Origin of the sequence: Lysobacter brunescens (assembly GCF_042677005.1) — a bacterium.
In the GTDB taxonomy this organism is placed as follows: Bacteria; Pseudomonadota; Gammaproteobacteria; order Xanthomonadales; family Xanthomonadaceae; genus Lysobacter_I; species Lysobacter_I brunescens.
The window spans coordinates 75,764-100,744 of sequence record NZ_JBHTIF010000001.1 but is presented as its reverse complement, the minus strand read 5'-3'; the positions used below and the strand labels follow the sequence as shown (position 1 = coordinate 100,744).

General features: G+C 68.9%; 21 protein-coding genes. 11 read left to right on the top strand and 10 right to left on the bottom strand.

The features are described from left to right. Positions 1-50: 50 nt before the first annotated feature. Positions 51-1,847, bottom strand: a complete 1,797-nt coding sequence (locus ACFQ0E_RS00455; protein WP_386821742.1) for an extracellular catalytic domain type 1 short-chain-length polyhydroxyalkanoate depolymerase — start codon at positions 1,845-1,847, stop codon at positions 51-53. A gap of 170 nt (positions 1,848-2,017) precedes the next feature. Between ACFQ0E_RS00455 and ACFQ0E_RS00450 the strand changes: the two genes are divergently transcribed. Then, positions 2,018-2,791, top strand: coding sequence for a DUF2189 domain-containing protein (locus ACFQ0E_RS00450; protein ID WP_386821741.1), 774 nt, complete (start codon positions 2,018-2,020; stop codon positions 2,789-2,791). Here ACFQ0E_RS00450 and ACFQ0E_RS00445 read toward each other — a convergent pair. Next, the gene (locus ACFQ0E_RS00445; RefSeq protein ID WP_386821740.1) at positions 2,746-3,858 is read right to left on the bottom strand and encodes a serine hydrolase domain-containing protein; all 1,113 of its coding nucleotides are present in this window, start codon (positions 3,856-3,858) and stop codon (positions 2,746-2,748) included. The genes ACFQ0E_RS00450 and ACFQ0E_RS00445 overlap by 46 nt on opposite strands. A gap of 132 nt (positions 3,859-3,990) precedes the next feature. On the opposite strand from ACFQ0E_RS00445, the gene ACFQ0E_RS00440 reads away from it, so the two are divergent. From ACFQ0E_RS00440 to ACFQ0E_RS00415, 6 genes are all read left to right on the top strand, one after another. Further along, positions 3,991-4,332: a zinc ribbon domain-containing protein YjdM gene (locus ACFQ0E_RS00440; protein WP_386821739.1), complete on the top strand. Its 342-nt coding sequence runs from the start codon at positions 3,991-3,993 to the stop codon at positions 4,330-4,332. A gap of 13 nt (positions 4,333-4,345) precedes the next feature. Beyond that, positions 4,346-4,504, top strand: coding sequence for a DUF2256 domain-containing protein (locus ACFQ0E_RS00435; protein ID WP_386821738.1), 159 nt, complete (start codon positions 4,346-4,348; stop codon positions 4,502-4,504). Between the two features lie 356 nt (positions 4,505-4,860). After that, complete coding sequence (locus tag ACFQ0E_RS00430; RefSeq protein ID WP_386823982.1) at positions 4,861-6,234, top strand: alpha-amylase family glycosyl hydrolase; 1,374 nt, start codon at positions 4,861-4,863, stop codon at positions 6,232-6,234. Positions 6,235-6,373: 139 nt separating this feature from the next. Then, entirely contained in the window at positions 6,374-6,943 is a 570-nt protein-coding gene (locus tag ACFQ0E_RS00425) for a DUF922 domain-containing protein (protein WP_386821737.1), read from the top strand. Between the two features lie 351 nt (positions 6,944-7,294). Continuing rightward, positions 7,295-9,256, top strand: coding sequence for a GGDEF domain-containing protein (locus tag ACFQ0E_RS00420; protein ID WP_386821736.1), 1,962 nt, complete (start codon positions 7,295-7,297; stop codon positions 9,254-9,256). A 426-nt stretch (positions 9,257-9,682) separates the two neighbouring features. After that, complete coding sequence (locus ACFQ0E_RS00415) at positions 9,683-11,011, top strand: TIGR03013 family XrtA/PEP-CTERM system glycosyltransferase (RefSeq protein ID WP_386821735.1); 1,329 nt, start codon at positions 9,683-9,685, stop codon at positions 11,009-11,011. A 40-nt stretch (positions 11,012-11,051) separates the two neighbouring features. Here ACFQ0E_RS00415 and ACFQ0E_RS00410 read toward each other — a convergent pair whose 3' ends face one another. Next, positions 11,052-11,981, bottom strand: coding sequence for a glycosyltransferase family 2 protein (locus ACFQ0E_RS00410; RefSeq protein ID WP_386821734.1), 930 nt, complete (start codon positions 11,979-11,981; stop codon positions 11,052-11,054). Between ACFQ0E_RS00410 and ACFQ0E_RS00405 the strand changes: the two genes are divergently transcribed. Further along, positions 11,980-13,032 (top strand): polysaccharide deacetylase family protein, encoded by a 1,053-nt coding sequence (locus ACFQ0E_RS00405; RefSeq protein ID WP_386821733.1) that lies wholly within the window; start codon positions 11,980-11,982, stop codon positions 13,030-13,032. The genes ACFQ0E_RS00410 and ACFQ0E_RS00405 overlap by 2 nt on opposite strands. Before the next feature lie 198 nt (positions 13,033-13,230). On the opposite strand, the gene ACFQ0E_RS00400 is transcribed toward ACFQ0E_RS00405, so the two are convergent. Genes ACFQ0E_RS00400 through ACFQ0E_RS00385 form a run of 4 tightly spaced genes read right to left on the bottom strand, consistent with a single transcriptional unit; the run spans position 13,231 to position 17,108 of the window. Next, entirely contained in the window at positions 13,231-14,319 is a 1,089-nt protein-coding gene (locus tag ACFQ0E_RS00400; protein ID WP_386821732.1) for a hypothetical protein, read from the bottom strand. Next, positions 14,316-15,314: an NAD(+) synthase gene (nadE, locus tag ACFQ0E_RS00395; RefSeq protein ID WP_386821731.1), complete on the bottom strand. Its 999-nt coding sequence runs from the start codon at positions 15,312-15,314 to the stop codon at positions 14,316-14,318. Before nadE ends, ACFQ0E_RS00400 begins: the two co-directional genes overlap by 4 nt. Continuing rightward, the gene (locus ACFQ0E_RS00390) at positions 15,311-16,849 is read right to left on the bottom strand and encodes a class I adenylate-forming enzyme family protein (protein ID WP_386821730.1); all 1,539 of its coding nucleotides are present in this window, start codon (positions 16,847-16,849) and stop codon (positions 15,311-15,313) included. The genes nadE and ACFQ0E_RS00390 overlap by 4 nt, the downstream gene beginning before the upstream one ends. Positions 16,850-16,859: 10 nt before the next feature. Next, the gene (locus tag ACFQ0E_RS00385) at positions 16,860-17,108 is read right to left on the bottom strand and encodes an acyl carrier protein (RefSeq protein ID WP_386821729.1); all 249 of its coding nucleotides are present in this window, start codon (positions 17,106-17,108) and stop codon (positions 16,860-16,862) included. Positions 17,109-17,380: 272 nt separating this feature from the next. Here ACFQ0E_RS00385 and ACFQ0E_RS00380 point away from each other — a divergent pair, with 272 nt between their 5' ends. After that, complete coding sequence (locus ACFQ0E_RS00380) at positions 17,381-18,553, top strand: PQQ-dependent sugar dehydrogenase (RefSeq protein ID WP_386821728.1); 1,173 nt, start codon at positions 17,381-17,383, stop codon at positions 18,551-18,553. Between the two features lie 31 nt (positions 18,554-18,584). Here ACFQ0E_RS00380 and ACFQ0E_RS00375 read toward each other — a convergent pair whose 3' ends face one another. From ACFQ0E_RS00375 to ACFQ0E_RS00365, 3 genes are all read right to left on the bottom strand, one after another. Beyond that, positions 18,585-19,517, bottom strand: a complete 933-nt coding sequence (locus tag ACFQ0E_RS00375) for a methyltransferase domain-containing protein (protein WP_386821727.1) — start codon at positions 19,515-19,517, stop codon at positions 18,585-18,587. A gap of 21 nt (positions 19,518-19,538) precedes the next feature. Beyond that, positions 19,539-21,497: an asparagine synthase (glutamine-hydrolyzing) gene (asnB, locus tag ACFQ0E_RS00370; RefSeq protein ID WP_386821726.1), complete on the bottom strand. Its 1,959-nt coding sequence runs from the start codon at positions 21,495-21,497 to the stop codon at positions 19,539-19,541. An 87-nt stretch (positions 21,498-21,584) separates the two neighbouring features. Next, positions 21,585-22,742 carry a glycosyltransferase gene (locus ACFQ0E_RS00365; protein ID WP_386821725.1) on the bottom strand — a complete coding sequence of 386 codons (1,158 nt, stop codon included), beginning with the start codon at positions 22,740-22,742 and terminating at the stop codon, positions 21,585-21,587. A 206-nt stretch (positions 22,743-22,948) separates the two neighbouring features. On the opposite strand from ACFQ0E_RS00365, the gene ACFQ0E_RS00360 reads away from it, so the two are divergent. Further along, entirely contained in the window at positions 22,949-24,034 is a 1,086-nt protein-coding gene (locus ACFQ0E_RS00360) for an acyltransferase family protein (RefSeq protein ID WP_386821724.1), read from the top strand. A gap of 112 nt (positions 24,035-24,146) precedes the next feature. Beyond that, positions 24,147-24,929: a class I SAM-dependent methyltransferase gene (locus ACFQ0E_RS00355; protein ID WP_386821723.1), complete on the top strand. Its 783-nt coding sequence runs from the start codon at positions 24,147-24,149 to the stop codon at positions 24,927-24,929. Positions 24,930-24,981 lie beyond the last annotated feature (52 nt).

Below are 24,981 nucleotides of genomic sequence, written 5' to 3'. Positions count from 1 at the left end.
CCGGCGGGTGTATGCCGGGGGAGCATAGCCGATGCCGTGAGGGACATGTCTCAGGGCTGGTACGTCACCCGCAGCGTGGCGGTGGCGCCGTTGCCGATCCACAGGTAGTGGGTGGCGGTCTGCGGGTTCGCGAAGCGCAGTTTCAGCTGGGTGCGGCCGCTGCGGTTGATCGCGGCCAGGCCCGTGGCCGTGAAGGGCGTGCTGATCTGCGTGCCGCCGGTGAAGGGCAGCAGCTGCGCGATCGCCGATGCTGTCGTCGCGGCGCCCCAGTCGCCGGTCTCGATCGTGCAGGCGCCGAAGCAGCCGCTCTTCGCATCGATCACGAGGCTGTTGCCCGCCGGGTTGCTCCACGGGTCGCCGGAGGCGCTGCGATAGGTCACGGTGAGCGTGGCCGAGAGCACCGTGGCGGTGTCGGGCAGCGACGAGGTGTCGAACGACAGGATCGCGCGATTGAGCTTGCCGTCGGTGCCGCGACCGATCGCCAGCCCGAGGCTGGATTCCAGCGTGCCGATCGCGGGCGAGCCGCCGGTCGCGGTCGCCTTCACGTAACCGTCGTTCGCGTCCTCGTTCGCGAAGTCGACGGTGGTCGATCCGCCGCTGCCGCCGCCGCTGACGGTCACGTTCACCTGCGGCGACACGCCCGTGTTGCCGGCGAGATCGATCGCGCGCGCGGCGAGCACGTGCGCGCCGTTGCTCGTGGTCGCACTGTTCCAGGCGAAGGCGTAGGGCGCGCTGGCGTCGCTGCCGAGCAGACTGCCGTCGAGCAGGAATTCCACGCGCTCGACGCCGATGTCGTCGCTCGCGTTGGCGGTGATGTTGACGATGCCGCTGACGCCCGCACCATTGGCGGGTGCGGTGATCGTCGCGGTCGGCGGCACGCCGTCGAGGTTGTCCAGACCGAAGAAGCGCGCGATGCGGTAGCTCGAACACAGGTTCACGTCGAGGATGTACGCGCCGGCGGTGCCGCACTGCGTCTCGCCGGTGCCCGGGTCGACCGGCGTGCCGTGGCCCATGCCGGTGATCGTCCAGGTCTCGACGCGCGCGACGCCGGCCGCGTCGCGATACACGCGATGCGGATAACCGCTGATGGTTTCGCTGACATCCGCGACCTGATCGATGCCGTGCACGTTCGTCCACTGCTCCAGGCTCTCGGTCAGGTTCATCGGACGCACGGTGTAGTCGGCATCGCCATGCCAGATCGAGACGATCGGCCTCGGCCCGGTCCATGACGAGGCCGCGCGCACCCGGTCGCCCCACTGCGCGGGCGTAAGGTCGCTCCCCGGATTCATGCAGGAAAACGCGGCGCTCTGCGTCGTCGCGCAGCGGTAGGGGAGTCCGGCGATGATCGCGCCGCCGGCGAACACGTCGGGATAGGTCGCCAGCATCGCTGCCGTCATCGCGCCGCCCGCCGACAACCCGGTGATGTACACGCGCGACGGTGCGATGCCGTGGTCGGCGATCATGCGGTCGACCATCTGCTTGATCGACAGCGCCTCGCCCTGGCCGCGCGAGGTATCGCCGCTCTCGAACCAGTTGAAGCAACTGCTGGCGTTGTTCGACGACTGCTGCTGCGGCAGCAGCAGGGCGAAGCGGAAGCGGTCCGCGAACAGCTGCCAGCCGGTCTCGTTGTCGTAGCTCGATGCCGACTGCGCGCAGCCGTGCAGGGCGACGACCAGCGGTGCGCTCGAAGGCAGCCCGCCGGGCACATGCTTGAACATGCGCAGGTTGCCTGGATTGCTGCCGAAGCCGGTGACTTCGACCTGCGCCCAGGCTGCGGGCGCGGCGAGCGCGCAGAGCAGGGCGAACGCGAGCCGACGGACGTGCGGGGAACGCGACATGGCGGACATGGGCGGGAGCCTCCTGCGGATGGTGCGCGCAGTGGGCCACAGGCGCGCCCGGCTCGACATTGGCCGTTGGGGCAAGCTGCGCTGCAGCATCGCCGGCCGTCGCGCGGTCGCGCTTCGTGCGTGGCGCCTCGCTATGCTGTGGCGGTCCGCAGCGCCAGAGGAACGATGCCGTGACCCCGACCGAACAGAGTCCCGAGGACGCCCGCCCCTTCGTCGTGCCCTGCGCCACGCTCGACATCGGCGCGCCCTGGCGCTGGCTGGGCGCCGGCTGGCGCGACCTGCGTGCCGCACCGGGGCTGTCGCTGCTGTTCGGCGCGGTCATCGTCCTGGTCAGCGCAGCCATTTCGCTGCTCGCATGGAAACTCGGGCGCTTCGCGCTGCTGGCGACGCTGCTGTCGGGCTTCGTCTTCGTCGCGCCGCTGATCTGCGTCGGCCTGTACTGCGTCAGCCGCGCGCTGCAGAAGGGACGACGCCCGACCCTAGTCGATTCCTTCGTGCTGGCCCGGCGCGTGATCGGCCAGGCCGGCGTGTTCGCGATCGTGCAGGGCGTGATCGTGCTGCTGTGGTCGCGTGCCGGGATGATGGTCGGCGCGTTCTTCCCGATCGACGAAAGCAACGCGAACGCGTTGTGGGAATTCCTGGCGATCGGTTCGCTGGTCGGCTCGGTGTTCGCGGCGCTGACCTTCGCGATCGCCGCGTTCTCGCTGCCGATGATCGCCGACCGCGATGTCGACATGGTCACCGCCGGTATTTCCAGCGTGAACGCGGTCCTGCGCAACAAGGCGGTGATGGCCGTGTGGGCCGCGATCATCATCGTGCTTACCGCGATCGGCTTCGCGACCGGTCTGCTCGGGCTGGGCGTGCTGATGCCCTGGCTGGCCTACGCTGCGTGGCACGCCTATCGCGAGACGCTGGATGCGTCGGGCTGGCCGGAGCTGGACTGAGCCTGTTGCGCCTGCGGCAGGCGTGCGGCGTGGATGAGGCGGATGATGCGGTAGAGATCGCCGTCGTTGAACCGGTAGGCACGCTCGGTGTCGACGCGGTGCACCATCACCAGCTTGTGCTTCGGATACACACCGAGCATGTGGACGCCGACGCCGGTATGGTAGAACGATGGCGTTTCGTCGGGCGTCGCCGGCACCAGCACGTTCCACAGCATCCCGTAGGCCAGGCCGTACTTGGCGTCCTCGATGGAATAGGGCTGCGTGCTGCGCGCGATCCAGTCGGCAGGCACGAGCTGCTGCCCGCGCCACTGTCCGCGCTGCAGGTACAACTGGCCGAACAGGGCCAGGTCGTGGGCGCTCATCCGGAAGTGCCACGCGGGATACTGCGACTTCTCGCGTTCGTACTGGTAGTAGCCATCGGCGTTCGCATCGACGGGCGAGCCATCGCCGGCCGCGACCACGATCCGGTTGCGGTAGTCGCGCATGCCCAGCGGCCGTGCGATCTCGCTGTCGAAGAGGTCGTACAGGCGCTCGCCGGTCGCGCGTTCCAGGATGCGGCCTGCAACGTTGAAATCCCAATTGTTGTAGTAGTAATGCGTGCCCGGCGGATGCGCGCCGCGTGGCGGGCGTGATGCGGCCATGCCTTCGGACTCGGCGGCGGCCGGATGGTAGACGCCGGAGCGGGATTTCAGCACGTCCTCGAGTCGCGCCTGTCGCTCCTCGTCCGTGAGCGCAGGCGGGATGTCGTCGATGCCCAGCTGCGTCAGCGTCGCATCGAGATCGATTTCGCCGCGTGCTTCATGGATCCCGTACAGCGCGTTGAGCAGCGGTTTGCGCATCGAATGCAGCAGCAGTTTCCTGTGGATGTCGCCGTATTCGAAGAACACCTTGCCGTCGTGCAACAGCAACAGGCTGTCCGAGCCGGCCTCGCGCAGTGCCTGGCGCAGCCGTTCCAGCGCCTCGGGCGAATAACCGGCCTGTTCGGGCGTGATCCGCGCGAAGGCATCCTGCGCATGCGTCGCCGGTGCGGCGAACGCCAGCAGCAGGCTCAGGACGATGGCGCGCATGGCGATCCCCGCGTTGGCGATGCGCGCAGCCTGCGGCGCCCCGCGCCGGGCGGCCAGTCCCGAAGGTCATGCGCTTGTGGCCCGCGTCGCCGCTGCGGGACAATGCATCACTGTCGAACCCTTGGAATCCCGATGACCGCCGTTCCCGCCTGCCCGCAATGCACCCTCGCCAACACCTACCGCGACGGCGAGCTGTTCATCTGCGCCGACTGCGGCTTCGAGTGGCCGGCCTCTGGCGAAGCGCCGGCGGGGGATGAGCTCATCGTTCGCGACAGCAACGGCAACCGGCTCGCGGAAGGCGACACGGTGGTCGTCATCAAGGACCTGAAGGTCAAGGGCTCGTCGATCCCGCTCAAGCAGGGCACGGTGATCAAGCAGATCCGCCTGGTCGATGGCGATGCGGAACACATCGAAGGCCATTCCGACAAGATCAAGGGCCTGGTGCTGAAGACCTGCTTCCTGCGCAAGGCCTGAGCAGCCCGCCTGCATGCCCGACAAGCGCGACCTGCCGACGAAGACCTGCCCGGTGTGCGGACGCCCGTTCGCATGGCGCAGGAAGTGGGCGCGTGACTGGGACAACGTGAAGTACTGCTCCGACGCGTGCCGCAAGGGCACGCCGCGCGGTCGCGCCGCACCGCCTCGCTGAAGCGCTTGCGCAGGCGCCACGCCGAAGCGCACGCGCCTCGCCTGCGGCATGTGCGGAATCCGCTCGAATCGACGCGTGCGTGACGGCTGTCGACGAGCGCCGATCTGAATACGTATGCAGCTGTCCATGCTGCACCGCGATGCGCTCCTAGCATGCTCTCGCGTCGCGCATGTCGTGCGTGTCGCGACGCCCAACGTCCGGAACAGGGGCCGGTCGATCCATCGTCTGTCGCCATCGTGCGGCGCGCTCGCGCCGTGCACAGGGAACCTTCGTCCCGCTTCGGGACGCCATGCATCAGGAGAAGCCAGATGTCGTTCGATCGCAAGCCGTCGAGAAACACCGCGTCCCCCGCCTTGCTGCTGTGTGCCCTCGCGGGCGCGTCCCTGCTGTCCGGGACCGCGCGCGCCGATGCCGTGCTGCATGCGTTCAACTGGCGCTATGCCGATGTCGAGGCGCGCGCCGCGCAGATCCAGTCCGCCGGCTATCGCGCCGTGCTCGTCGCGCCCGCCTACAAATCCGAGGGCAGCGCCTGGTGGGCGCGCTACCAGCCGCAGGACTATCGGGTGATCCACCACCCGCTCGGCGACACCGCATCATTCAAGCGCATGGTGTCTGCGCTGCGCGCGCGCAACATCGACGTCTACGCCGACGTGCTGATGAACCACATGGCCAACGAATCGGCGCAGCGCCCGGACCTGAACTACCCGGGGACGCGCATCCTCAATCTCTACGCCGGCAATCCGACCTACTACAACGGGATCCGCCTGTTCGGCACGCTGTCGTCGAACTTCCTCAGTGCGCTGGATTTCGGCGAACAGCGCTGCATCGCCGACTACAACGACGTGTGGCAGGTGCAGAACTGGCGCCTGTGCGGCGGAAACGGCGATGTTGGTCTGCCGGACCTGAAGGCGAACAGCTGGGTGATCGGCCAGCAGCAGGAGTACCTGCGCCAGCTCAAGGCGATCGGCGTGAAGGGCTTCCGCATCGATGCCGCCAAGCACATGCCGATGTCCCATCTCAACAGCGTGCTCACCGCCGACATCAAGAACGGCACGTACGTCTTCGGCGAGATCATCACCGGCGGTGGCGCCGGCAGCCTCGAGTACGACCGCTTCCTGCAGCCCTACCTGCAGGGCACCGACCACGCCGCGTACGATTTCCCGCTGCAGACCAGCCTGCGCAACGCCTTCGGCTTCGGCGGCAGCATGAGCAGCCTGGTCGATCCGGCTGCCTACGGCCAGGCCTTGCAGGGCAACCGCGCACTAACCTTCACCGTGACCCACGACATCCCGAACAACAGCGGCTTCCGTTACGCGCTGATGGATCCGGTCGACGAGACGCTGGCCTATGCCTACATCTTCGGACGGAACGGCGGCAAGCCGATGGTGTATTCGGACAACAACGAAAGCGGCGACAACCGCTGGGTCAATGCGTACAACCGCAACGACATCAAGGGCATGATCCGCTTCCACAACGCGGTGCAGGGCAGCGACATGCAGGTGCTCTCGCACGGCAGCTGCCACATCGTCTTCCGTCGCGGCAGCCAGGGCATCGTCGGCATCAACAAGTGCGGCAGCACGGTCAATGCGACGGTGAACATGAACAACAGCGTCCTGTGGTGGTACGCCAACTACACCGATACCCTCGGCTCGGGCAGCGTGGTGAACATCGGCAGCAGCAGCTACACCTTCAGCCTGCCGGCACGCAGCGCGAGGATGTGGCTGCGCTGACGGATCGCCGGACGCCGCATGCCGGTGGCGTCCGGTCGTTTCGCGAAACCGCGATGGTTCGATCACGCGGGCTGCGCGCCTGCATCGTCGTCGTGGAATCGAGGTGGATGTGTCGTCAGTCCTTGCGGGATCGTCCGTCGTGTCGCTGGTGCTCGCGGCGTGCCTGCTCGCGTGCCCGTCGCGGAGTGCGGCCGAGGTGACGGTCAGCGAACGGGTCGAGCATTACCTGCTCGATGCCGCGACGCCCGACGAGCTGCGTCGCCAGCTTGCAGAGCGCGGTCCGCTGGGGCGTGGACGGACCGTCGCGGCGATCACGCGGCACGCGCTGAGCGTGCAGTACTGGCGGCGACAGGTCGGCGACGTCTGCGAGGCCTACGGCATCCGCGTCGAGATGGACATCACCATGCGCCTGCCGCGCTGGCGACCCAGGCAGGCGCCACCCCCGGCATTGGCCGAGCAATGGCACCGGCTGGAGCATGGCCTGCGCATGCACGAGCAGGGGCATCGCGACAACGGCATCGACGCAGCGCGCGCACTCGATGCCAGGCTGCGCGGCATTGGTCATGCGCCTGACTGCGGGATCCTCAAGTCGGCCTTCGACGCGGCGCGCAGGGAGGTCCGGCAGGCGCTCCAGGCGCGCGAGGATGCGTTCGACCGCGAGACCGACCATGGCAGGCGCTGGGTCCGTCAGGAGCGCGCGGACCCGTAGGGCGCTGTCCCGACGCTGGGGGAGGTCGGTCTTCCGGGCGGTCCGCACGGGGCGGATCTTCGACGTGCTCCGCAGGCCGACCGCTCGTCGGAAAGTCGCCGTGCAAGGCGCGGTTGCCGGCCGTCCGATGGGCTTCGCCTGACCTGTGCGCAGGGCGCCATCGGGTGCAAGATGGGTCGGGATGTCGCGGCAGGGGGCTTGTCGATGGCGGGGCGCTCGATGCGTGTCCAATGGCAGCGCGATGGACGGTCTGCACTTCCCGTGGGCCTGCCCCTACAATGCGCGCCCGTCCGGGGGTGCTTCGCAGCGACCGCCCGGGTGGACCACATCTTCCGCAGGGGGGCGGAATCCATGACCCGTCAACAGGCGCCTGGACGCTCGCCGCGCCCGGTCGCGGCTGGCCGGGCCGCATCCCGTCGTCGCGAGACCATCCGGCGCATCCGCATGAATGCGCTGTGCCTCGCCGCATGCCTGGTGGCCGTTCTCGCCGCGCCGGCACGGGCGCAGCACGCGCGCGCGAACAATGAGGTGCTGACCCTGCTGTCGCGCGCCGAAGCGGTGCAGCTCGGGAATCCACAGGAAGCCCTGTCCCTCGCCCGGCGCGCGGTGACCGTGGCCGATCGCGCCGGTGCGCAGGCGCTCGTCCGCCGTGCCGAGGCGGCCGTCTGCGAGATCACCGCCGACATCGACCCGCAGGCGGCCCTGCCCCTGGCCGAGGACGGCGAACAGGCCTCGCGCGCGGTCGGCGACATGCGCGGCGTGGCGCGCTTCCTGGGCTGTCAGGGCTACGCCCTCGAGCGCCTGGGCAAGAGCCACGAGGCCGCGCTGGTGCACGAGAACGCCGTCGCCGCAGCGGAACGGGCCAGCGACAAGGCCGCGCTGGCCGATGCGCTGGCGATGCGCGGCGAGAGCCGGCATTACCACGGCCGCTACGACGAGGCGATCGCCGACCTCGACCGCGCCTATGCGCTGAACCGCGACCTGGGCCGCAAGGCGGGCCAGCAGTACGCGCTCAATGCGATCGCCAATGTCTACAGCGACACCAACGTCGCCGAATTCGACAAGGCCATCGGCTACTACCGGCAGTTGCTCAAGGACAACGAGGCGGCCGGGCAGCGCAGCGAAGTGGCGACGATGCTGTTCAACATCGCCACCGCCAACGTGCAGAAGGGGCGGCTGGACGAAGCCCTGCCCGATTTCCGTCGCGCCATGGCGATCGACCTCGAACTGGGCAACACGGCGGGCGTGGCCGAGAGCGAGCGTTCGATCGGCCTGGTGCTGGCGAAGCAGGGCCGACCGGAAGACGCCTTGCCGCTGATGGACAGCGCGATCGCCCGTTACCGTGCCGCCGGCAGCGACGAAAGCGTCGCGCGCGTCCGCATCTCGCGCGCGGGCATCCTGCAGGCGCTGGGGCGCCCGCGCGATGCGCTCGCCGACCTCGCGATCGCCGAGCGGTATTTCCACGACCGCAACAATCCGCGCCTGCTCGCCCAGGTCTACGAATCGCAGGCCGACCTCCATGCCGAAGCCGGCGACTGGCGCAAGGCCTACGACGCGCTCAAGGCCTACCGTACGACCCAGGAACTGCTCGAAGCCCGCGCACGCGAGGAGCAGGGGTCGCGATTGCGGGTGCAGTTCGATACGGCGAAGAAGGAGCAGGAAAACCGCGAACTGCTGATCGAGAACGCGCATCGCGGCGAAGCGCTGCGCAACGCCGAGCGCATGCGCGCGCTGCAGCGCCTGACCATCCTGCTCGGCACGGCGCTGGTGGTCTTGCTCGCGGCGATGGCGATCCTGCAGGTCCGGCGTGGATTCCACCTGCGCCGGCTGGCCATGACCGACGAGCTGACCGGCATGCCGAACCGGCGCAGCATCCTCGAACGTCTTGAGCGCGAGGTGGCTGCGCTGCGCGACGGGCGCGCGCTGGCCGTGGTCGCGTTCGATGTCGATCATTTCAAGCGGATCAACGATGTCCATGGCCACCACGGCGGCGACCGCGTGCTGCGGTCGATCGCCGACATCATCGGCCGCGCGCTCCCCGCGAATGCGCGGCTGGGGCGGATGGGGGGCGAGGAGTTCCTGATCGTGCTGCCCGCCTGCGGTGCCGACGCAGCCTTCGCGCTGGCCGAACGCTTGCGTGCGCTTGTCGCCGAGGCCCGCTTCGACGGTTTCGCGGCCGACGAGCGGGTCACCATCAGCCTGGGCGTCAGCGAAGGCCTGCCCGGGGACGATGTCGAGGCCCTCCTGCGCCGGGCGGACGCTGCGCTGTATCGCGCCAAGGGCGATGGCCGGGATCGCGCCGTCCGCAGCTGAAGCTCCGCTCCGCTCGATTCATCGGCATGTGGCGTTGCACATATTCAACGAAATGGCGATGCCGACCGGTGTCACGTCCAGAATCCTGCATGGGTCACGCTCTGGTATCACTTCCCAGGCCGTCGCACCTTGAAACCCTGTCCGGGTTCGGGAAAATGTGACGTTGTTCAAGGGGAAGCCGGGCAAGGGAATCTTGGTGCATGCCGTGGCACGCACCAGAGCCTGGCGAAGCGGGTGAAGTCGGCACAGGGGGCAAGTGCGGGACAGCCTGTCATCCCGGCGCAATGCGCGCCATGGGATGCGGGCGTCTTTTTGCGCGTCGGTGTCGGCATCGCCGAGTCGTACATGTTCGGGGGATGCGTGAGGACGGTTCGATCAAGTCGCAGGAAAGTCGCAATACGCGCCCTCTGGGCGGTCGAGCTGGGCGTGCTCATGCTGGCGGTGATGCTGGCCGCGCGCCTGCGGTTCCATGCGGATCCCGCAGGCCTGGCGCACTTCATCGAAGGCATCGCGCCGCGCGCGCTGCTCGTCGCCCTGAGCATCACCGGCGCGATGCTCGCCTTCGGGCTGTACCAGTCCTATGTCCGCCACAGCCTGCTCGACCTCATCCTGCGCGTGCTTCTGTCGTTCGCGCTCGGCGGCGTGGCCCTGCTGGTGGTGTACTACGTGGCGCCGATGGCCTACATCGGTCGCGGCGTCCTCGCCATCGCGCTGGCGATGGGCGTGGTCGGCATCTTCCTGGTGCGCGGAATCGTCGCGCGCCTGTCCAGCGCGCAGGCCCTGAAGAAACGGGTCCTGGTCTACGGCGCGGGCAACAACGCCAACCTGATCAACACCCGCCTGCGCCGCAAGAGCGATCGCCAGTCCTTCAACGTGCTGGGATTCGTGGCGGCGCCCGGACAGCCGGTGGTCGTGGAGGCGTCGTCCCTGATCCAGACCGACGAGCCGCTGTGCGCGCTGTCGGATCGCCTCAACGTCGATGAGATCGTGATCGCGCCGGACGAACGCCGCGGCGGCATGCCGATGGCGCAGATGCTGGCCTGCGTGCAGCTGGGCGTGAAGGTCACCGACCTGTCGACCTTCTTCGAGCGCGAGGCCGGCATGGTCCAGCTCAACATCGTCGATCCCTCGTGGCTCGTGTTCTCCGGTGGCTTCGACTACTCCACGCCGCGCCGCCTGACCAAGCGCTTCTTCGACCTGCTCGCGGCCAGCGCGCTGCTGCTCGTGGCCTGGCCGGTCATGCTGCTTACCGCGCTGGCGGTGAAGCTGGAGTCGAAGGGCCCGGTGATCTACCGTCAGGTGCGCGTCGGCGAACACGGCCGGCATTTCGAGATGATCAAGTTCCGCAGCATGCGCGTCGACGCCGAAGGCGACGGCGTGGCGCGCTGGGCCACGCAGAACGACGACCGCAGCACGCGCGTGGGCAAGTTCATCCGCAAGACGCGGCTGGACGAACTGCCGCAGCTGTTCCTCGTGCTCAAGGGCGAGATGAGTTTCGTCGGGCCGCGCCCGGAGCGCCCGCAGTTCGTCGAGATGCTGGCCAGCGAGATCCGCTATTACGACGTGCGTCATTCTGTGAAGCCCGGCCTGACCGGCTGGGCGCAGTTGCGGTACCCGTACGGCGCCTCGGTGCGCGACGCGAACGAAAAGCTGAAGTTCGACCTCTTCTACGTGAAGAACCACGGCCTGGTCTTCGACCTGATGATCATGCTCCAGACCGTGGAAGTGGTGCTGTTCGGGCGCGGCGCACGCTGATCGACTGCGGCGGCAGCGCCTTTGCGCGCAGCGCGAACGCTCAGCCTCGGCGCAGCGCGCTGTGCAGCAGGCGACGTGCCGCGAACGGCACGAGTTCGCGCACCATGCGTCGCGATTCGCCCATCGTCGCGTGCGCGCGGGCCGCGCGCCACAGGCGCAGGGCATCGCGCCAGCGCCTGCGGATCAGCATGCCGCGCGCATTGCGCGCATAGGTCACCGCCAGTGCTTCGCGGCGGATGTCTTCGTCGACGCTGTCCCCGGCATCGGCCACCGCGCGCTCGACCACCTTCACGTAATCGTCGTAGGTGGTCGCTTCCGCAGAGAGTCCGGTGTCCTGGCCGCGCAGCGCATCGACCAGCGAGTCTTCGACCACGCCGATCTTCCAGTGCCGCGCCACGCGCAGGTGGAAGTCGATGTCCTCAGCCGTGCGCAGGCTCACATCGAAGCCGCCGCAGGTCTCGAACACTTCGCGGCGGAACATCGCCGAGGCCGGGACCAGCGACGGGTTGAGCAGCAGCCAGCGCAGCGCCCAGCCGTCTTCGGGCAGCACCTCGCGGCGCACGAACACGTCGTAGGGCTGGCCGGCGTCGTCCACGCGCACCACATCGCACAGCACCAGCCCGAAATCCGGATGCGCATCGAGCCACTCGACCTGGCGCGCGGTCTTTTCCGGGCGCCACAGGTCGTCGCTGTCGAGCAGGGCGAAATAGCGGCCGGTGGCGATCGACATGCCGGTATTGCGCGCGGCGGACACGCCGGCATTGGGCTGCCAGTGGTAGCGGATCCGGTCGCCGTAGCGCGCCGCGAGCGCCTCGCCTGTGCCGTCGGTGGAGCCGTCGTCGACGACCACGATCTCGTCCACGGCATGCGTCTGCGCCAGCACCGAATCGATGGCGCGCTGCACCAGCTCCCGCCGGTTGTATGTCGGTATAATCGCCGAGACTCCGGCGGAAATTTCGGTCGCGCGCATGCTCAGGGGATTCGCCAGGAAATACGTGTATGACGGCTTGTTCAGTGGCTTGTACGCCAGCGGTGCGCTGGGCCTGTACCACCGCCTGCGCAACGCCGATAGTCTAACGGTGGTGATGTTCCATCGCACGCTGCGACCCGGCGATCCGCGCTGGGCGAGCTGCGATCCGGACTATACGCTCGACGAATCGCTGTTCGTCGCATCGCTGGCCTTCTTCGCCCGCCATTACAACATCGTCTCGCTGGCCCAGGTCCTGCGTGCGCGCCGCGAAGGCACGCGCCTGCCACCCCGCGCCCTGCTCATCACCTTCGACGACGGCTGGCTGGACAATGTCGATTACGCATTGCCGGCCCTGCAGCGGTCAGGCCTGCCGGCGGTGATGTTCGTTGCCGCCGACGCCGTGGGCGCGCGCCAGCCGTTCTGGCAGGAACGCACGATCGCGGCGTGGCGCGCGGGTCGGCTGGCGGTCGACGCTTTCGCCGACACGGTAATCGCGCACGGCGGCCAGCGTCATTCGCGTGACGGCATCGCGGGCTTGCGCGAACTCATCGCGCAGATCGAGCGCATGCCGACGACGACGCGCCAGGCCGTGGTCGCGGCGCATGCGTCCGCGCTCGACGATGGGCTGAGGCACATGGTCGATGTCACCGATCTGCATCGCCTGCGTGCCGGCGGCGTCGAACTGGGCCTGCACGGCAAGAGTCATGTCGCGATGAAGCGCGCCGATGATCTCGATAATGAACTCGGTGGCGCGCGCGAGGCGATGGCGCGGATGCTCGATCTGCCCGAAGGCCTGGCATCGACACCGTGCGCGACGATGTCGTTCCCGCACGGCTCCTTCGACGAGGCGATCGCGCAGCGCGCGCGCGAATCCGGCTACGAACTGCTATTCACCAGCGTGCCGGTGCTCAATCGCGTGGGATCGCAGCCGTCGTGGCTGCTCGGCCGCACGGGTTACGAAACCGACACCGTCGCCGGAGCGGATGGCCACTTCCAGCCCGAGCGTCTTGCCTGGTATCTGTTCCGCCGCGAGGCGCGTCGCCTCGCCTGAGTCGTTGCCTGAAATGCTCCCTTTGCAGAGGGGGCGGCGGTCGCGCAGCGTCCGCGGGGGATTTCGATCCTTCATCGAGCGTGGTGGATCGGACGTTTTCGCTCGCGTTCCGCAAATCCCCCCGCCGCGCTTCGCGCGTCGCCCCCCTTTTGCAAAGGGGGCAAAAGAAACGATGAGCGGAGCGCGATCGACCTGCGATCACTCGTCCTCGTCGGCCGAGGTCAGGTGCAGGTCGGTGTCGCCGTCCGCGCCATCGCGGAAATCCGTGCCGAATACCGGGCGTCGGCTGCGTGCTTCGAAACCCAGATCGCGCCACGGCTGCAGGCGTTCGGCGTTCGTCGCCAGTTCGACCGAGATCACCGCAAAACCGGCCTGGTGCGCGGCACGCAGCAAGGCCAGCAGGATCGCGTGCGAGGGCGTCGCGCCGCCGTCGCGGGTCCAGGCGTCGTGCACATGCAGCGTGCGCGTGGCGTTCTCCGCGCGCGTGGCGAACCAGGCGGCATCGCCACGCGCATCGCGCAGCAGCAGATGACGGAACGGCGGCAGTGCAGCATCGGTCGGCGCGTCGTCGAACCGCCAGCGCAGGTGCGCGGCGTCGCGGATCGCGGTGAGCGCAGCGGGTTTCGGCGAGGCCGACCACAGCGCATCGATGTCGGGCGCGTGATCGCACCAGGTTGCGTGCAGTGCGCCGGTGCCGCGAAAGCGCAGTCGATCGCGCAGCGCCGTGCCGAGATCGAAGAATGCCCCCAGCGCGTCGGCCAGCGGCGCGGGCAAGGTCGGTGCGCGGCGCTGCACGTACGGCGCATGACGCACGACGCGGGCATGGCGCACCATCTCGCCGAGCTTGCGGTAGCCGATGCGCTTGAAGACCGGCGCCGCCTTCGGATTCGGAAAGCCGTAGAGCTGGTCGAGTTCACGACGACCGGCGGCGAACAGGCCCTGCTGCAGGATCAGTGCCGGCCCGAGGCTGCGATGTTCCGGCGTCACCGCGAGATCGACCAGTACGCCGGCGCGGATCTCGCGGCCTTCGCGCAGCATGCGTCGACGGCCGGCCGAGCACACGCCCACCGGCGCATCGCTGCCGACATGCGCCAGCAGCTGCATCACCGGCATCCCGGCCGGCGCGCCCAGGTAGAACCAGTCGTACTTCGCGGCCATGCGCGCGGCTTGGCCGAGATTGCCTCGCCAGGCCGCCAGCACCGCGTCGCGGTCGCGCGCGGCATCGCCATCGTGCGCCGCGTACTGCGGGGCGACGGGCGCTTGCGCGGGCGTCGTCGCGTCGCTCACGCGTGGATTTCGGGCACGTCGACCGCGAGCACCGGCGCGAGGTGCATGTACTGCGTGGTGCGGCGCTTGTTGCGGATGTCCTCGTAGATCGCGTGCGCCTGCACTTCGTCGATCTCCAGCACGCGCGCCAGTTCGGCCGCCGGGTAGTCGTGGTTCAGTGCGTACAGGGCGAGATCCATCTGCCGGTAGGGCAGGGCGAAATAGAACTCGTCCTGGCCCTGCGCGAGACTGTAGGTGTCGGTGGTCGGCACCGCCGCGCAGACGCGCTCGGGCAGGCCGAGGTGGCGCGCCATGCCGTAGACCTGCGATTTGTAGAGGTGCGCGATCGGCTTGACGTCGGCCGAGCCGTCGCCGTTCTTCACGAAGAAACCCTGGTCGTATTCCAGCCGGTTCGGCGTGCCGACCACGCCGTAGTTCAGGCGATCGGCGTGGAAGTATTCCAGGGTCTTGCGGATGCGCTGCTTGAAGTTCGTCGCGGCGACGATGGTGAGATAGTCGGCCAGCGCGAGGTCGCGATCGTGCGGCGTGCCGTCCGGCGCTTCGGCGATCAGGCGGAAGCGGTTGAAGCGACCCTGCAGGCCGCCGTCGATGACGATCTTGAACTTCCAGCCGTCGCCGTATTCGGGGATCGTGTTGCGCACCGCAGCGTCGCGGGCGCGGTAGCAGCCGATGGCGTCCAGCGCGGGCGCGATGTCGACGGTCTCGGTGCGGATGCCGAGGTGCTGCGCGAGGATCGTCGCGCGCGCGGCGCTGTCGTCGGAGGAATCGCGCTCGGGCAGGATCAGGCCGAACACGCGCTCCGGGCCCAGCGCGCGCACCGCGAGCGCGACGCTCGCCGAGCTGTCGATGCCGCCGGAAATCGCGACCACCAGGCCGCGTCGGCGCAGCTGGCGCGCGGTGATGTCGCGCAGCCGCGCGGCGATGCGATCGGCTTCTGCGGCGTAGTCGAGGTCGAGGACGGTCCAGTCCAGTGGCGCGTGTGCGGAGGCGTTCATGCGTTGGTGTCGGGTTCGGAGAGAGTGGCCAGGAGGGCGGCGCGGCGAACCTTGCCGGAGGCGGTACGCGGGAGCGCGGCGACGAAGGCGATGTCGCGCGGAATCTTGTAGGTGGCCAGGCGCTCGCGGCAGTGCGCCTTGATGTGGTTGCCGCTGTTCGGCGGCAGGCCCGGCGCGACCACGAAGGCCTTGATGACCTGGCCCAGCACGCTGTCGTCGATGCCGACGACAGCGACTTCGCTGACGCCGGGGATCTCGGCGATGACCTCCTCGATGTCGCCAGGATGCACGCGATGCGCGCCGGTCTTGATCATGTCGCTGCGACGCCCGGCGAGCCACAGCACGCCGTCGGCATCGAGATGGCCGAGGTCGCCGGTACGCAGCCAGCCGTCGACGAGCACGGCGGCGGTGGCGTCGTCGTTCTTCCAGTAGCCGCGCATCACGTTCGGACCGCGCACGCGCACTTCGCCGGTCTCGCCGATGTCGGCATCGTGGCCGTCTTCGCGGACGATGCGCAGCTCGACGCCATCGACGGGGATGCCGACCGCGCCGAGTTTCTCGTCCAGGCGGTCAGGCGGGAGATACGTCAGCCGCGAAGTCGCCTCGGTCTGGCCGTACATGACGAACAGGCGCGCATGCGGCAGCGCCGCGCGGAGACGTCGTGTGAGCACGGGACTCATGGCGCCGCCGGCCTGGGTGAGGTAGCGCAGTGAGGAGAGGTCGTAGTCGGCCAGCTTCACGCGTTCCAGCAGCAGCGCGAAGGTCGAGGGCACGCCGGAGAAACCGGTGATGCGTTCGCGGGCGATCGTGTCCATCAGCAGGTGCGGGAACAGCAGGTTCTGCGCCAGCACCACGCAGCCGCCGGACATCAGGTGCGTGTGCAGCACCGAGGCGCCGTAGGCGTAGTAGAAGGCGAGGATCGACAGCACGCTGTCGCCTTCGCCAAGCGACAGATAGCGCAGCACCGCATCGGCGTTCGCCAGCAGATTGCCGTGGCTGAGGGTGACGCCCTTCGGCGCGCCGGTGGTGCCGGAGGTGTAGAGGATGACGGCGATGTCCTCGCCAGCGATGGCTGCGGGATCGAGGTCGGATGCGTCCTCGTTCGATGCGGTGCGGTCGGCGAGCGGATGGTCGCCGTCGATCGCCCAGCGTTCGATCGGCTTCGCGCGCGTCGCGTCGCAGGCGTCGATCGCCGCGACCGCATCGCCGTGGCGCGTCTCGAAGACCACGTGGCGGGTGTCGCAGTGCGCCAGCCAGGCGAGGAAATCACGCTCGCGGGCCTGCGCGTTGAGCGGCACCGAGATGCCGCCGGCCAACCATGCGCCGTAGCAGGCCACGGCGGCTTCGATGCGGTTCGGCAGCAGGATCGCCACGCGCTCGCCCGGCTGCAGCCCGCGCGCGCGCAGCGCACGGGCGAAGCACTGCACTTCGCGCCAGAAACCGGCGTAATCGATGCGGCGGTCATCGCCGACGATCGCGGTCCGGCCGGGATGGCGTGCTGCGATCGCGGCGACGCGGGTGGGAACCGACGTCATGGCGTTGGAATCAGCCAGCGAGCTTGCGCTGGATGAAGGCATCCATCGATTCGAGGGTGTCGAAGTTCTCGGGCACCATTTCCTCCGGCGCGATGGAGAGCTTGAACTCTTCCTCGACGAACATGATCAGCTCGTAGATGCCGGTGGAATCGAGCACGCCGCCGCGCACCAGGGAATCCTGGTCGCCGATGGCGGTGTCGTCGTCCGAAAAGAGGAAATTCTTGAGGATGAAGCGTTTGATGGTCTGGCGATGCGACATGCGGAGTCCCCTGGTCGATGGTTCTGTACGCAATAAAGGCCCTGCGACGGCCAATCCGGGGCGCGTCGGGAGCGAAGGCGAGGAATCGGTGCGGAGGTGTGCGGGATGGGGCGAAACGGAGGCGGTGCGGGACCCTGCCGCGAACCGTCGGGTAGGATAACGTGCCGTCCGTCACGTCGATAGCGCAGTCCATGATCCCGAATTCTCCTGTGGTCGCTGATGCCGCCTCGTCTCGCCGTGGTCCGTCGCAACGCCGAGCGATGCCCGGATCGATGCTCCCCGCCGTCCTGGCGCTGGCCCTCGGGCTGACGGCCTGTGGCGCACCCGATGCGCCCACGCCGCCGAGCGAACCGCCCAAGGCCGCGCGCGATGCCGCGCCGGTCGCCGAGGCCACGGAAAAGACGCGCATCGAAGTCAGCGAGCTGGTGACGGGCCTGGAGCATCCGTGGGGGCTGGCGATCCTGCCCGACGGCGACATGCTGGTGACCGAGCGTCCCGGCCGCCTGCGCCGGATCGCGGCCGACGGCACGGTGTCCGCGCCCATCGGCGGGCTGCCGAAGATCTATGTCGATGGGCAGGCCGGCCTGCTCGATGTCGTGCTCTCGCCGACGTTCGCCGAGGACAAGCTGGTGTACGTGTCGTTCGCCGAGCCGAACCTGCGCGGCAACAAGTGCGGCACGGCGGTGGCGCGCGGCCGGCTCGAAGGCGACCAGCTCCGCGATGTCGAAGTGGTGTATCGCCAGGAGCCGAAGCTCTCCAGCGGCACCCATGTTGGGTCGCGGCTGGTATTCGACGACCAGGGCCACCTGTTCGTCACCCAGGGCGACAACCGCGTCGACAGCGCGGTGCAGTCGCTGGACACCCTGCAGGGCAAGCTGGTGCGGATCTGGCCGGACGGGCGAATCCCCGAGGACAACCCGTTCGCGAAGCGCGAAGGCGCACGGCCCGAGATCTGGTCGCTCGGCCATCGCAACATGCAGGGCGCCGCGCTGCATCCGGTCACGCGCAAGGTCTGGACCAGCGAGCACGGGCCGATGGGTGGCGACGAACTGAACATCCCCGAGGCCGGCGGCAACTACGGCTGGCCGGTGATCACGCACGGCGTCGACTACAGCGGCGAGCCGATCAAGGGCTCCACCGGCCGCGAGGCGCCTGGCATGGCGCAGCCGCACCACGTCTGGGAGGTCTCGCCCGGCCTGAGCGGCATGCTGTTCTACAGCGGCAAGGCGATTCCCGAGTGGAAGGGCAATCTGCTGCTGGGATCACTGGCGAAGACCGCATTGATCCGTCTGGAACTCGACGGCGACCGCGTCGTGCACGAGGAACGCCTGCTCGCCGCGCGCCAGGACCGCATCCGCGACGTGCGCGAAGGGCCGGACGGCGCGATCTACCTGCTGGTCGACGCAGAGCAGGGCAAGCTGCTGCGGATCCGCCCGGCGCGCTGAGGCGCGGACCGATGCGAACGGGGGCTGCGGGTCAGGCCCCCGGATTCCGCCCGATGAAATCCACCGTCGTGATGCACAGCTTTTCCGGTGCGATGTGCCGGAACTGTTCGGCGATGGCCATCGCCTGCAATTGCTGCAGGCGCTGCGGGCGTGCGTGCGAGGTGTCGAGGACGATGTCGAAGCCGGCGTCGCGGGCGCCGTCGACGAGCTGGTGCGCGCGCAGCCGGTTCTGGTAGAGGAAGCGGTTGTTCCAGAACGCCCACTGCGCGTCGGAGAACTGCAGGTAGTTGAGCTGGTGGATGCCTGGGTCGGCGTAGGCGTAGTGGTCGCCGCAGTTCACCGAGTGGAATACCCAGCCGCCTGGGCGGACGAGGTTGCGCGTCGCGCGATGGATGCGCGCGATGGCGTCCGGCGGGACGTGTTCGAGCACGCTGTTGGAGAACACGATGTCGATCGAGCCGTCGGGCAGTCCCGACGCGGCGGCGTCGGCCGGTGCGCGGTAGTCGATGACGCCGTCGCTGATCGTGCCGGGATCGTCGCTGCGGTTCGCGGCCTCGCGCAGGCGGGCGTAACGCGCCTCGACGTCCGCCAGGTCGACGTCGCAGGTGCTCGCCAGGCGCGGCAGCTGTTCGCCGAGCATCGCGATGCACAGGCGCATCAGGTCGGGTTTGAGCAGACGGTTCAGATCGAGCGTGTGCACGCGCGCGGCGCCGACCAGGTAGCAGGCCAGCGGCAAGGCGGGATACCAGCCGCTGCCGATCTCCATCAGCCGCGCGCCGGGAATGCGCACGCCGACGCCGTGCAGCTGCTTCACCATGCCTTCCCAGTCGTCGATCTTCAGGCCGATCTCACGGCGCGGATTGCGCATGCCGCCGAGGTGGCGCTGCAAGCGGTAGTGCAGGGTCTCGCCGGCGGGCAGCACGCCCAGGGTTTTCTGCAGCAGTCCTTTCAGTTTCCAGTGCATGGAGCAGGCGTATCCGTGTGATCAGTGGGGCGCGGCGGCGCCGGAGGCATCGCGCAGCTGGCGGTGGACCAGCATCGTCGACAGCACGCCGACGAAGGCCTGGTTGTCGGCGAAGCCGGTGGCGCGGCCGGCGCGGCACTTGTCGAACAGCCGGCCGACGGCGGCGGCATCGAAATAGCCGGCCTCGCGCAGGCTGGCCTCGCTCATCAGGTCGGCGACGTAGTCCAGCGGCTGGCCGTCGAAGAAGAAGCTGGCGCTGTCCGGTGCGCGGTACGGCTGCTTGGTGCGCTGCAGGATGTCGTCCGGCAGGAGGTCGCGCAGCGCGCGGCGCAGCAGCCATTTTTCGGTCATGCCGCGGATCTTCCAGCTGGGCGGCAGGCGGTTGGCGAACTCGATGACGCGATGGTCGAGGTAGGGCACGCGGCCTTCGATCGAGTTGGCCATCGCCACGCGGTCGCCCTGCGAGGAGAGCAGATAGCCCGAGAGCAGCGACTTGGCCTCGACGTACTGGTCGCGCGCCAATGGCGACCAGCGCGCGATCTCCGCCGGTAGCGTCGCTTCGAAGGCGTCGAGCGGGTCGAACGCGCCGACTTCAGCGCGCATGTCGGGCGAGAGCAGGCCTAGTGCGCGCTGCGAGGTGGTCCAGCGCGGCACGTGCGCGAACACCGGGCGATGCAGGTGCTGCATGCCCTGGCCGAAGAAGGTCTGCGCGAATGCGGGATTGCGCACCGGCGAGTTCGGCAGGTAGCCATACAGGCGTTCGAGCAGGCGCGGCCGCAGGCGCGAATCCGGCTGCTGTGCCCAGAAGCGGCGGATCTTCGCTTCCTTGAACAGGTCGTAGCCGCCGAACACCTCGTCGGCGCCTTCGCCGGTCAGCACGACCTTGTAGCCGTGTTCGCGCACGCTGCCGGCCAGCAGCATCAGCGGCACCGGCGCGGTGCGCAGCACCGGGGTGTCGGTATGGCGGACCAGGCGCGGGAAGGCTTCGCCGATGTCGCGTCGCGTGCAGCGCAGCGTGGTGTGTTCGGTGCCGAGGTGGCGCACCATCGCCATCTGGTGTTCGCTTTCGTCGAATTCGCCGTCCTCGAAGGCCACCGAGAACGTGCGCACCGGGGTGTGGGTGAAGCCGCGGATCATCGCGACGATCCCCGACGAATCCAGGCCGCCGCTGAGATAGGCGCCGACCGGCACGTCCGCGCGCAGCTGCAGGCGCACGGCATCGATCAGCAGCGCGCGCAGTTCGGCAGTCGCGGTTTCGACATCCATCGGGAAGCGCGACGGCGATGTGTCGGCCTCGTCCGGGAAGGTCCAGTCCCACCAGCGGCGCAGGGTCTCGCGGCCGTCGGCCTCGCGTACCAGCAGATGGCCCGGCGGCAGGCTCTCGATACCGCGATAGACCGTGTGCGGTTCGATCGGCGACCAGGTGGCGAAGGTTTCGGCCAGCCCGCGCGGATCGAGCGTCGCGCACTGCGGCAGGACCGCCAGCAAGGCCTTGGGTTCCGAGGCGAACCACAGCCGGCCGGCCTCGCGGGCGAGATACAGCGGACGGATGCCGGCGCGGTCGCGCGCCAGCACCAGGCGATGGCGGGTCGCATCCCACAGCGCGATCGCGAACTGGCCGTTGAGGTGCTGCACGAAATCGTCGCCGTCGCGGTCGTACAGGTGCACGATCACTTCGGTGTCGGATTGCGTATAGAAGACGCGGCCCTCGGCTTCGAGTTCGCGGCGCAGTTCGACGTAGTTGAAGATCTCGCCGTTGAAGACCGTCCAGGCCGTGCGCGACGGGTTGTGGATCGGCTGGTCGCCGGTGCTCAGGTCGATGATCGACAGGCGCGCATGGGCCAGGCCGATGCCGTGGTCGGCATGGAAGCCGAAGCCGTCCGGTCCGCGATGCGCCAGCGTGTGGATCATCCGCTGCAGCAGCGGGTGCGCCTCGTCCGGGCGCACGTCGGGCCCGCTGAATCCCGCGATTCCACACACGTCGGTACGGCCCCTGTTCTGTCGTTGCCTGCTCGGTCGGTATCCAACGTCAAAAACGCCGGACTCATGCCACGCTGCGTCGCGTGGTCAGCGTTTCGATGCCGTGACCGCTTCCTCGCAGGCGCGCAGGGTGTCGGCGGCGACCGCGTCCCAGCCGCGCGAGAAACGCCGCGACAGTGTGGTCTCGTTCCAGACGCGCCCCAGCGCCGCCGCCAGGCCCTCGGCCAGCGCGGCGGGATCGCGGACCGCCACCAGCAGCCCGCAATCGGCGTCGACCACTTCCGGGATGCCGCCGACCGGGGTCGCGACCACCGGACGACCGCAGGCCAGGGCTTCGACCAGCACGTTCGGATGACCTTCGGAATAGCTGGGCAGGGTGACCAGGTCGGACGCGGCCATCCAGCGCGCGACCTCGCGTGGCCCCTGAGCGCCGGGCAGGTGCACGCGCACACCCGGCATCGCGGCGATGCGCGCCTCCAGCTCGGCGCGCATCGGTCCTTCGCCGATCAGTGCGAGCTGCAGCCCGGTCAGGCGCGTCGCGAGCGCGGTCACCGCGTCGAGCAGTTCGCGCAGGCCCTTCTCCGGGACGAGGCGGCCGACATAGGCGATCAGCGGCACGCCGCTGTCCAGGCCGAGGGCGGCGCGTGCGTCGCCCTGCGGCTGTGGGTGGAAGATCGTCGCGTCGCAGCCGTTGGGGATCGCCCGGATCTTCGCCGGGTCGGCGTCGTAGTCGCGCACAGCGACCCGGCCGAGATCCTCGCTGACCACCAGGATGCGCTGTGCGGCCCGGAGGACGGGGCGCGTCAGGCGCCGGCTGATCGCATCGCGCACGCGCAGGTCCGAGCCCCGCGAACCGACCACCAGCGGCAGCCTGGCGCGGCGCGCGGCGTGCATCGCGCCAAAGGCGTCCGGATACAGCCAGTACGACAGCACCACGTCCGGGGCAAATTCGCGCAGCGGCGCGTGCAGGGTGCGCGCGCACAGCCAGCCGTTGAACGGCCGGCTGACGGCGGGCAGGGCGGGGTAGTCGACATAGCGCACGTCGCAGCCCGGGACTGCGAAGTCGGGATCGGACGCGCGGTAGAGGTAGCTGCGCGGCGTGGCCCAGCGGGGATAGCGCGCGACCGGGCTGAGCACCCGGACCTCGGCCCGTGTCGACAGTTCACGGACCGTCTGGTGGATCGGGCGTCCGCGGTTGGGTTCGCCGGCGATCGGGAATTGCGAGGTGACGATCAGGATGCGCATGCGGTCGGAATGGGTCGGGGGGCTGTCGGGGCGCGGTCGACGCGCACGGCAGGCCGACGATGTGCCAAGACGCGAACGGGTGTCGCCACAGGACAGGCGGTGTGTGCGGACGGCTGTCGCGGGGCTGTCCCCTCCAGCCGCTCTAATCCGTTCATGATAGCCAGCCGCCGTACCGTGCGGCGTGGGGGAGTGGGGTGGAGTCGTCGATGTCCGAACTGGCCGGTCCCGTGCCGACGGAGGTGTCCGATCGCGTTGTCGCTGCGCCGGCCGTGCGCGCCGGCGACCGTGGCCGCCTTGAGGAACTGGATGCCCTGCGCGGCCTGGCGGCGCTGGGCGTGGTGGTCTATCACTACACCACGTTCTACCAGTCGCAGCACGGCCATCTGCATCCGCTCGGCTTCGGCTTCCCCGCCGGCAACTACGGCGTGCACCTGTTCTTCCTGATCAGCGGCTTCGTGATCTTCATGACCCTGGACCGCACGCGCACCGCGGCGGACTTCGTGGTCTCGCGCTTCTCGCGCCTGTTCCCGGCCTACTGGGCCGCACTGCTGCTCACGACCCTGGTTGTCCATGCGATCGGCATGCCGCAGCAGCGGCCCGATGCCGCGACGTTCGTCGCGAACACGACGATGCTCCAGGAAATCCTCGGTTTCGAGGATATCGATGGTTCGTACTGGACCCTGCAGGTCGAGCTCTTCTTCTATGCGCAGATGCTGCTGTGGTTCGTGCTGCGGCAGTTGCACCGCATCCCGTGGATCATCGCCGGCTGGCTGCTGCTGGTGCTCGCGTACGCGCTGGCGTTGCGGCAGGGCTGGCACTTTTCCTACACCACGCGCGTGCTGCTCAATCTGCTGTACATCCCGTATTTCGCGCTGGGCATCCTGTTCTACCGCCTGCATGCCGCGCGCGGCTCGCGCCGTGCGAACATCGCGCTGATCCTCGCGTCGCTGGCCACGATCGGGATCGCCTACGAGCCGGTGTACTTCGTGGTCGGCCTGTCCTGCACGGCGGTGTTCGCGCTGTTCCTCGGCGGTGGCCTGCGCTGGCTGCGCCACCGGCTGTTCCTGTTCCTCGGCGGCATTTCCTATGCGCTGTATCTGCTGCATCAGGCGATCGGGTTCGCGGTGATCCACCGGCTCGAACGCCTGGGCGTGCCCAGCCTCGCGGCGATCACGCTCGCACTCGCGCTGGCGCTGGGCCTGGCCACGCTGCTCAATCGCTGGATCGAGCGGCCGGCGATGCGCGCGATCCGCCAGCGCTGGCAGTCGCGCCGCCGAGCGCCTGCTGCCTGACGTAGAATGCGGGCCTTCACGAACAAGGCGGGCCGCGGAGCGGCACCGGAACAGCATGTCGGCAACTGCCAGGGACGTCGTCCGGCCATCGAGCCCGGCGCACGGTGACACGATGCGCGAGCCTCATCGAACACGCTTCATCGAACTGATCCGTCGCGGCGCCGCCGCGCGCGACATCCACGATTCCGATGGCGTCGGCGATTACGACAGCCGTTTCGACGGCCGGGTCTCGGAACGCTTCCTCGAACGCGAGATCGGCCGTGTCGCGATGCATGCGCAGAGCCTGTGCGCGCCGCTCGTCACCCGCGTCGGCCACGCGCCGCGCATCCTCGACGTGGGCTGCGGCACCGGCGGCACCACGGTGGCGCTGGCGTTGTCGGCGCTGGCGGCCGACGAGGTCGTCGGCATCGACGCCAGTCGCGAAGCGATCGATGCCGCCGCCGTGCGCGCGCTCGGCCACGACCTCGATCCCGCGCGCGCGCGCTTCCTGCATGTCGATGCCGGCGCGCCGCTGCCTTTTCCCGACGGCCATTTCGATCTGGTGACTTGCGTGTCGGTGCTCGAATTCATCGGCAGCATCGAGGCGCGCCGTGCCTTCATCGCCGAGATGCTCCGCGTCACGCGCCGCGGCGGCCATGTCTACCTGGCCACGCCGAGTCCGCTGCGCCTGCGCGAATACCACTCGCGGCGCCTGCTCGGCGACTGGCGCCAGCGTCGCGGCTATCCCTGGTCCAGCAGCGCAGCGTCGCTGCGCCGGATGTTCGACGACTGCACGGTCGAATCGCTTTCGACCGAACGCCTCCGCCGTCATCCACGCCTGCGCCGCGTCGGCTGGGCCGCGCCGGTGCTGTCCTGGGCGCTGCCATGGCAGCGTATCCTCGCGCGCAAGGATTGAGCCCGGTGGTCGGTGTTCTCCTTCCCCCGCGTGCGAGGGAAGAGCGCCCGGC

Coding starts and splice junctions, on each gene's coding strand:
- ACFQ0E_RS00455 (WP_386821742.1), bottom strand. CDS start 1,847: ATGTCCGCCATGTCGCGTTCCCCGCACGTCCGTCGGCTCGCGTTCGCC.
- ACFQ0E_RS00420 (WP_386821736.1), top strand. CDS start 7,295: ATGACCCGTCAACAGGCGCCTGGACGCTCGCCGCGCCCGGTCGCGGCT.
- ACFQ0E_RS00390 (WP_386821730.1), bottom strand. CDS start 16,849: ATGACGTCGGTTCCCACCCGCGTCGCCGCGATCGCAGCACGCCATCCC.
- ACFQ0E_RS00445 (WP_386821740.1), bottom strand. CDS start 3,858: ATGCGCGCCATCGTCCTGAGCCTGCTGCTGGCGTTCGCCGCACCGGCG.
- ACFQ0E_RS00405 (WP_386821733.1), top strand. CDS start 11,980: ATGCTCAGGGGATTCGCCAGGAAATACGTGTATGACGGCTTGTTCAGT.
- ACFQ0E_RS00385 (WP_386821729.1), bottom strand. CDS start 17,108: ATGTCGCATCGCCAGACCATCAAACGCTTCATCCTCAAGAATTTCCTC.
- ACFQ0E_RS00410 (WP_386821734.1), bottom strand. CDS start 11,981: ATGCGCGCGACCGAAATTTCCGCCGGAGTCTCGGCGATTATACCGACA.
- ACFQ0E_RS00435 (WP_386821738.1), top strand. CDS start 4,346: ATGCCCGACAAGCGCGACCTGCCGACGAAGACCTGCCCGGTGTGCGGA.
- ACFQ0E_RS00380 (WP_386821728.1), top strand. CDS start 17,381: ATGCTCCCCGCCGTCCTGGCGCTGGCCCTCGGGCTGACGGCCTGTGGC.
- ACFQ0E_RS00365 (WP_386821725.1), bottom strand. CDS start 22,742: ATGCGCATCCTGATCGTCACCTCGCAATTCCCGATCGCCGGCGAACCC.
- ACFQ0E_RS00440 (WP_386821739.1), top strand. CDS start 3,991: ATGACCGCCGTTCCCGCCTGCCCGCAATGCACCCTCGCCAACACCTAC.
- ACFQ0E_RS00360 (WP_386821724.1), top strand. CDS start 22,949: ATGTCCGAACTGGCCGGTCCCGTGCCGACGGAGGTGTCCGATCGCGTT.
- nadE (WP_386821731.1), bottom strand. CDS start 15,314: ATGAACGCCTCCGCACACGCGCCACTGGACTGGACCGTCCTCGACCTC.
- ACFQ0E_RS00375 (WP_386821727.1), bottom strand. CDS start 19,517: ATGCACTGGAAACTGAAAGGACTGCTGCAGAAAACCCTGGGCGTGCTG.
- ACFQ0E_RS00355 (WP_386821723.1), top strand. CDS start 24,147: ATGCGCGAGCCTCATCGAACACGCTTCATCGAACTGATCCGTCGCGGC.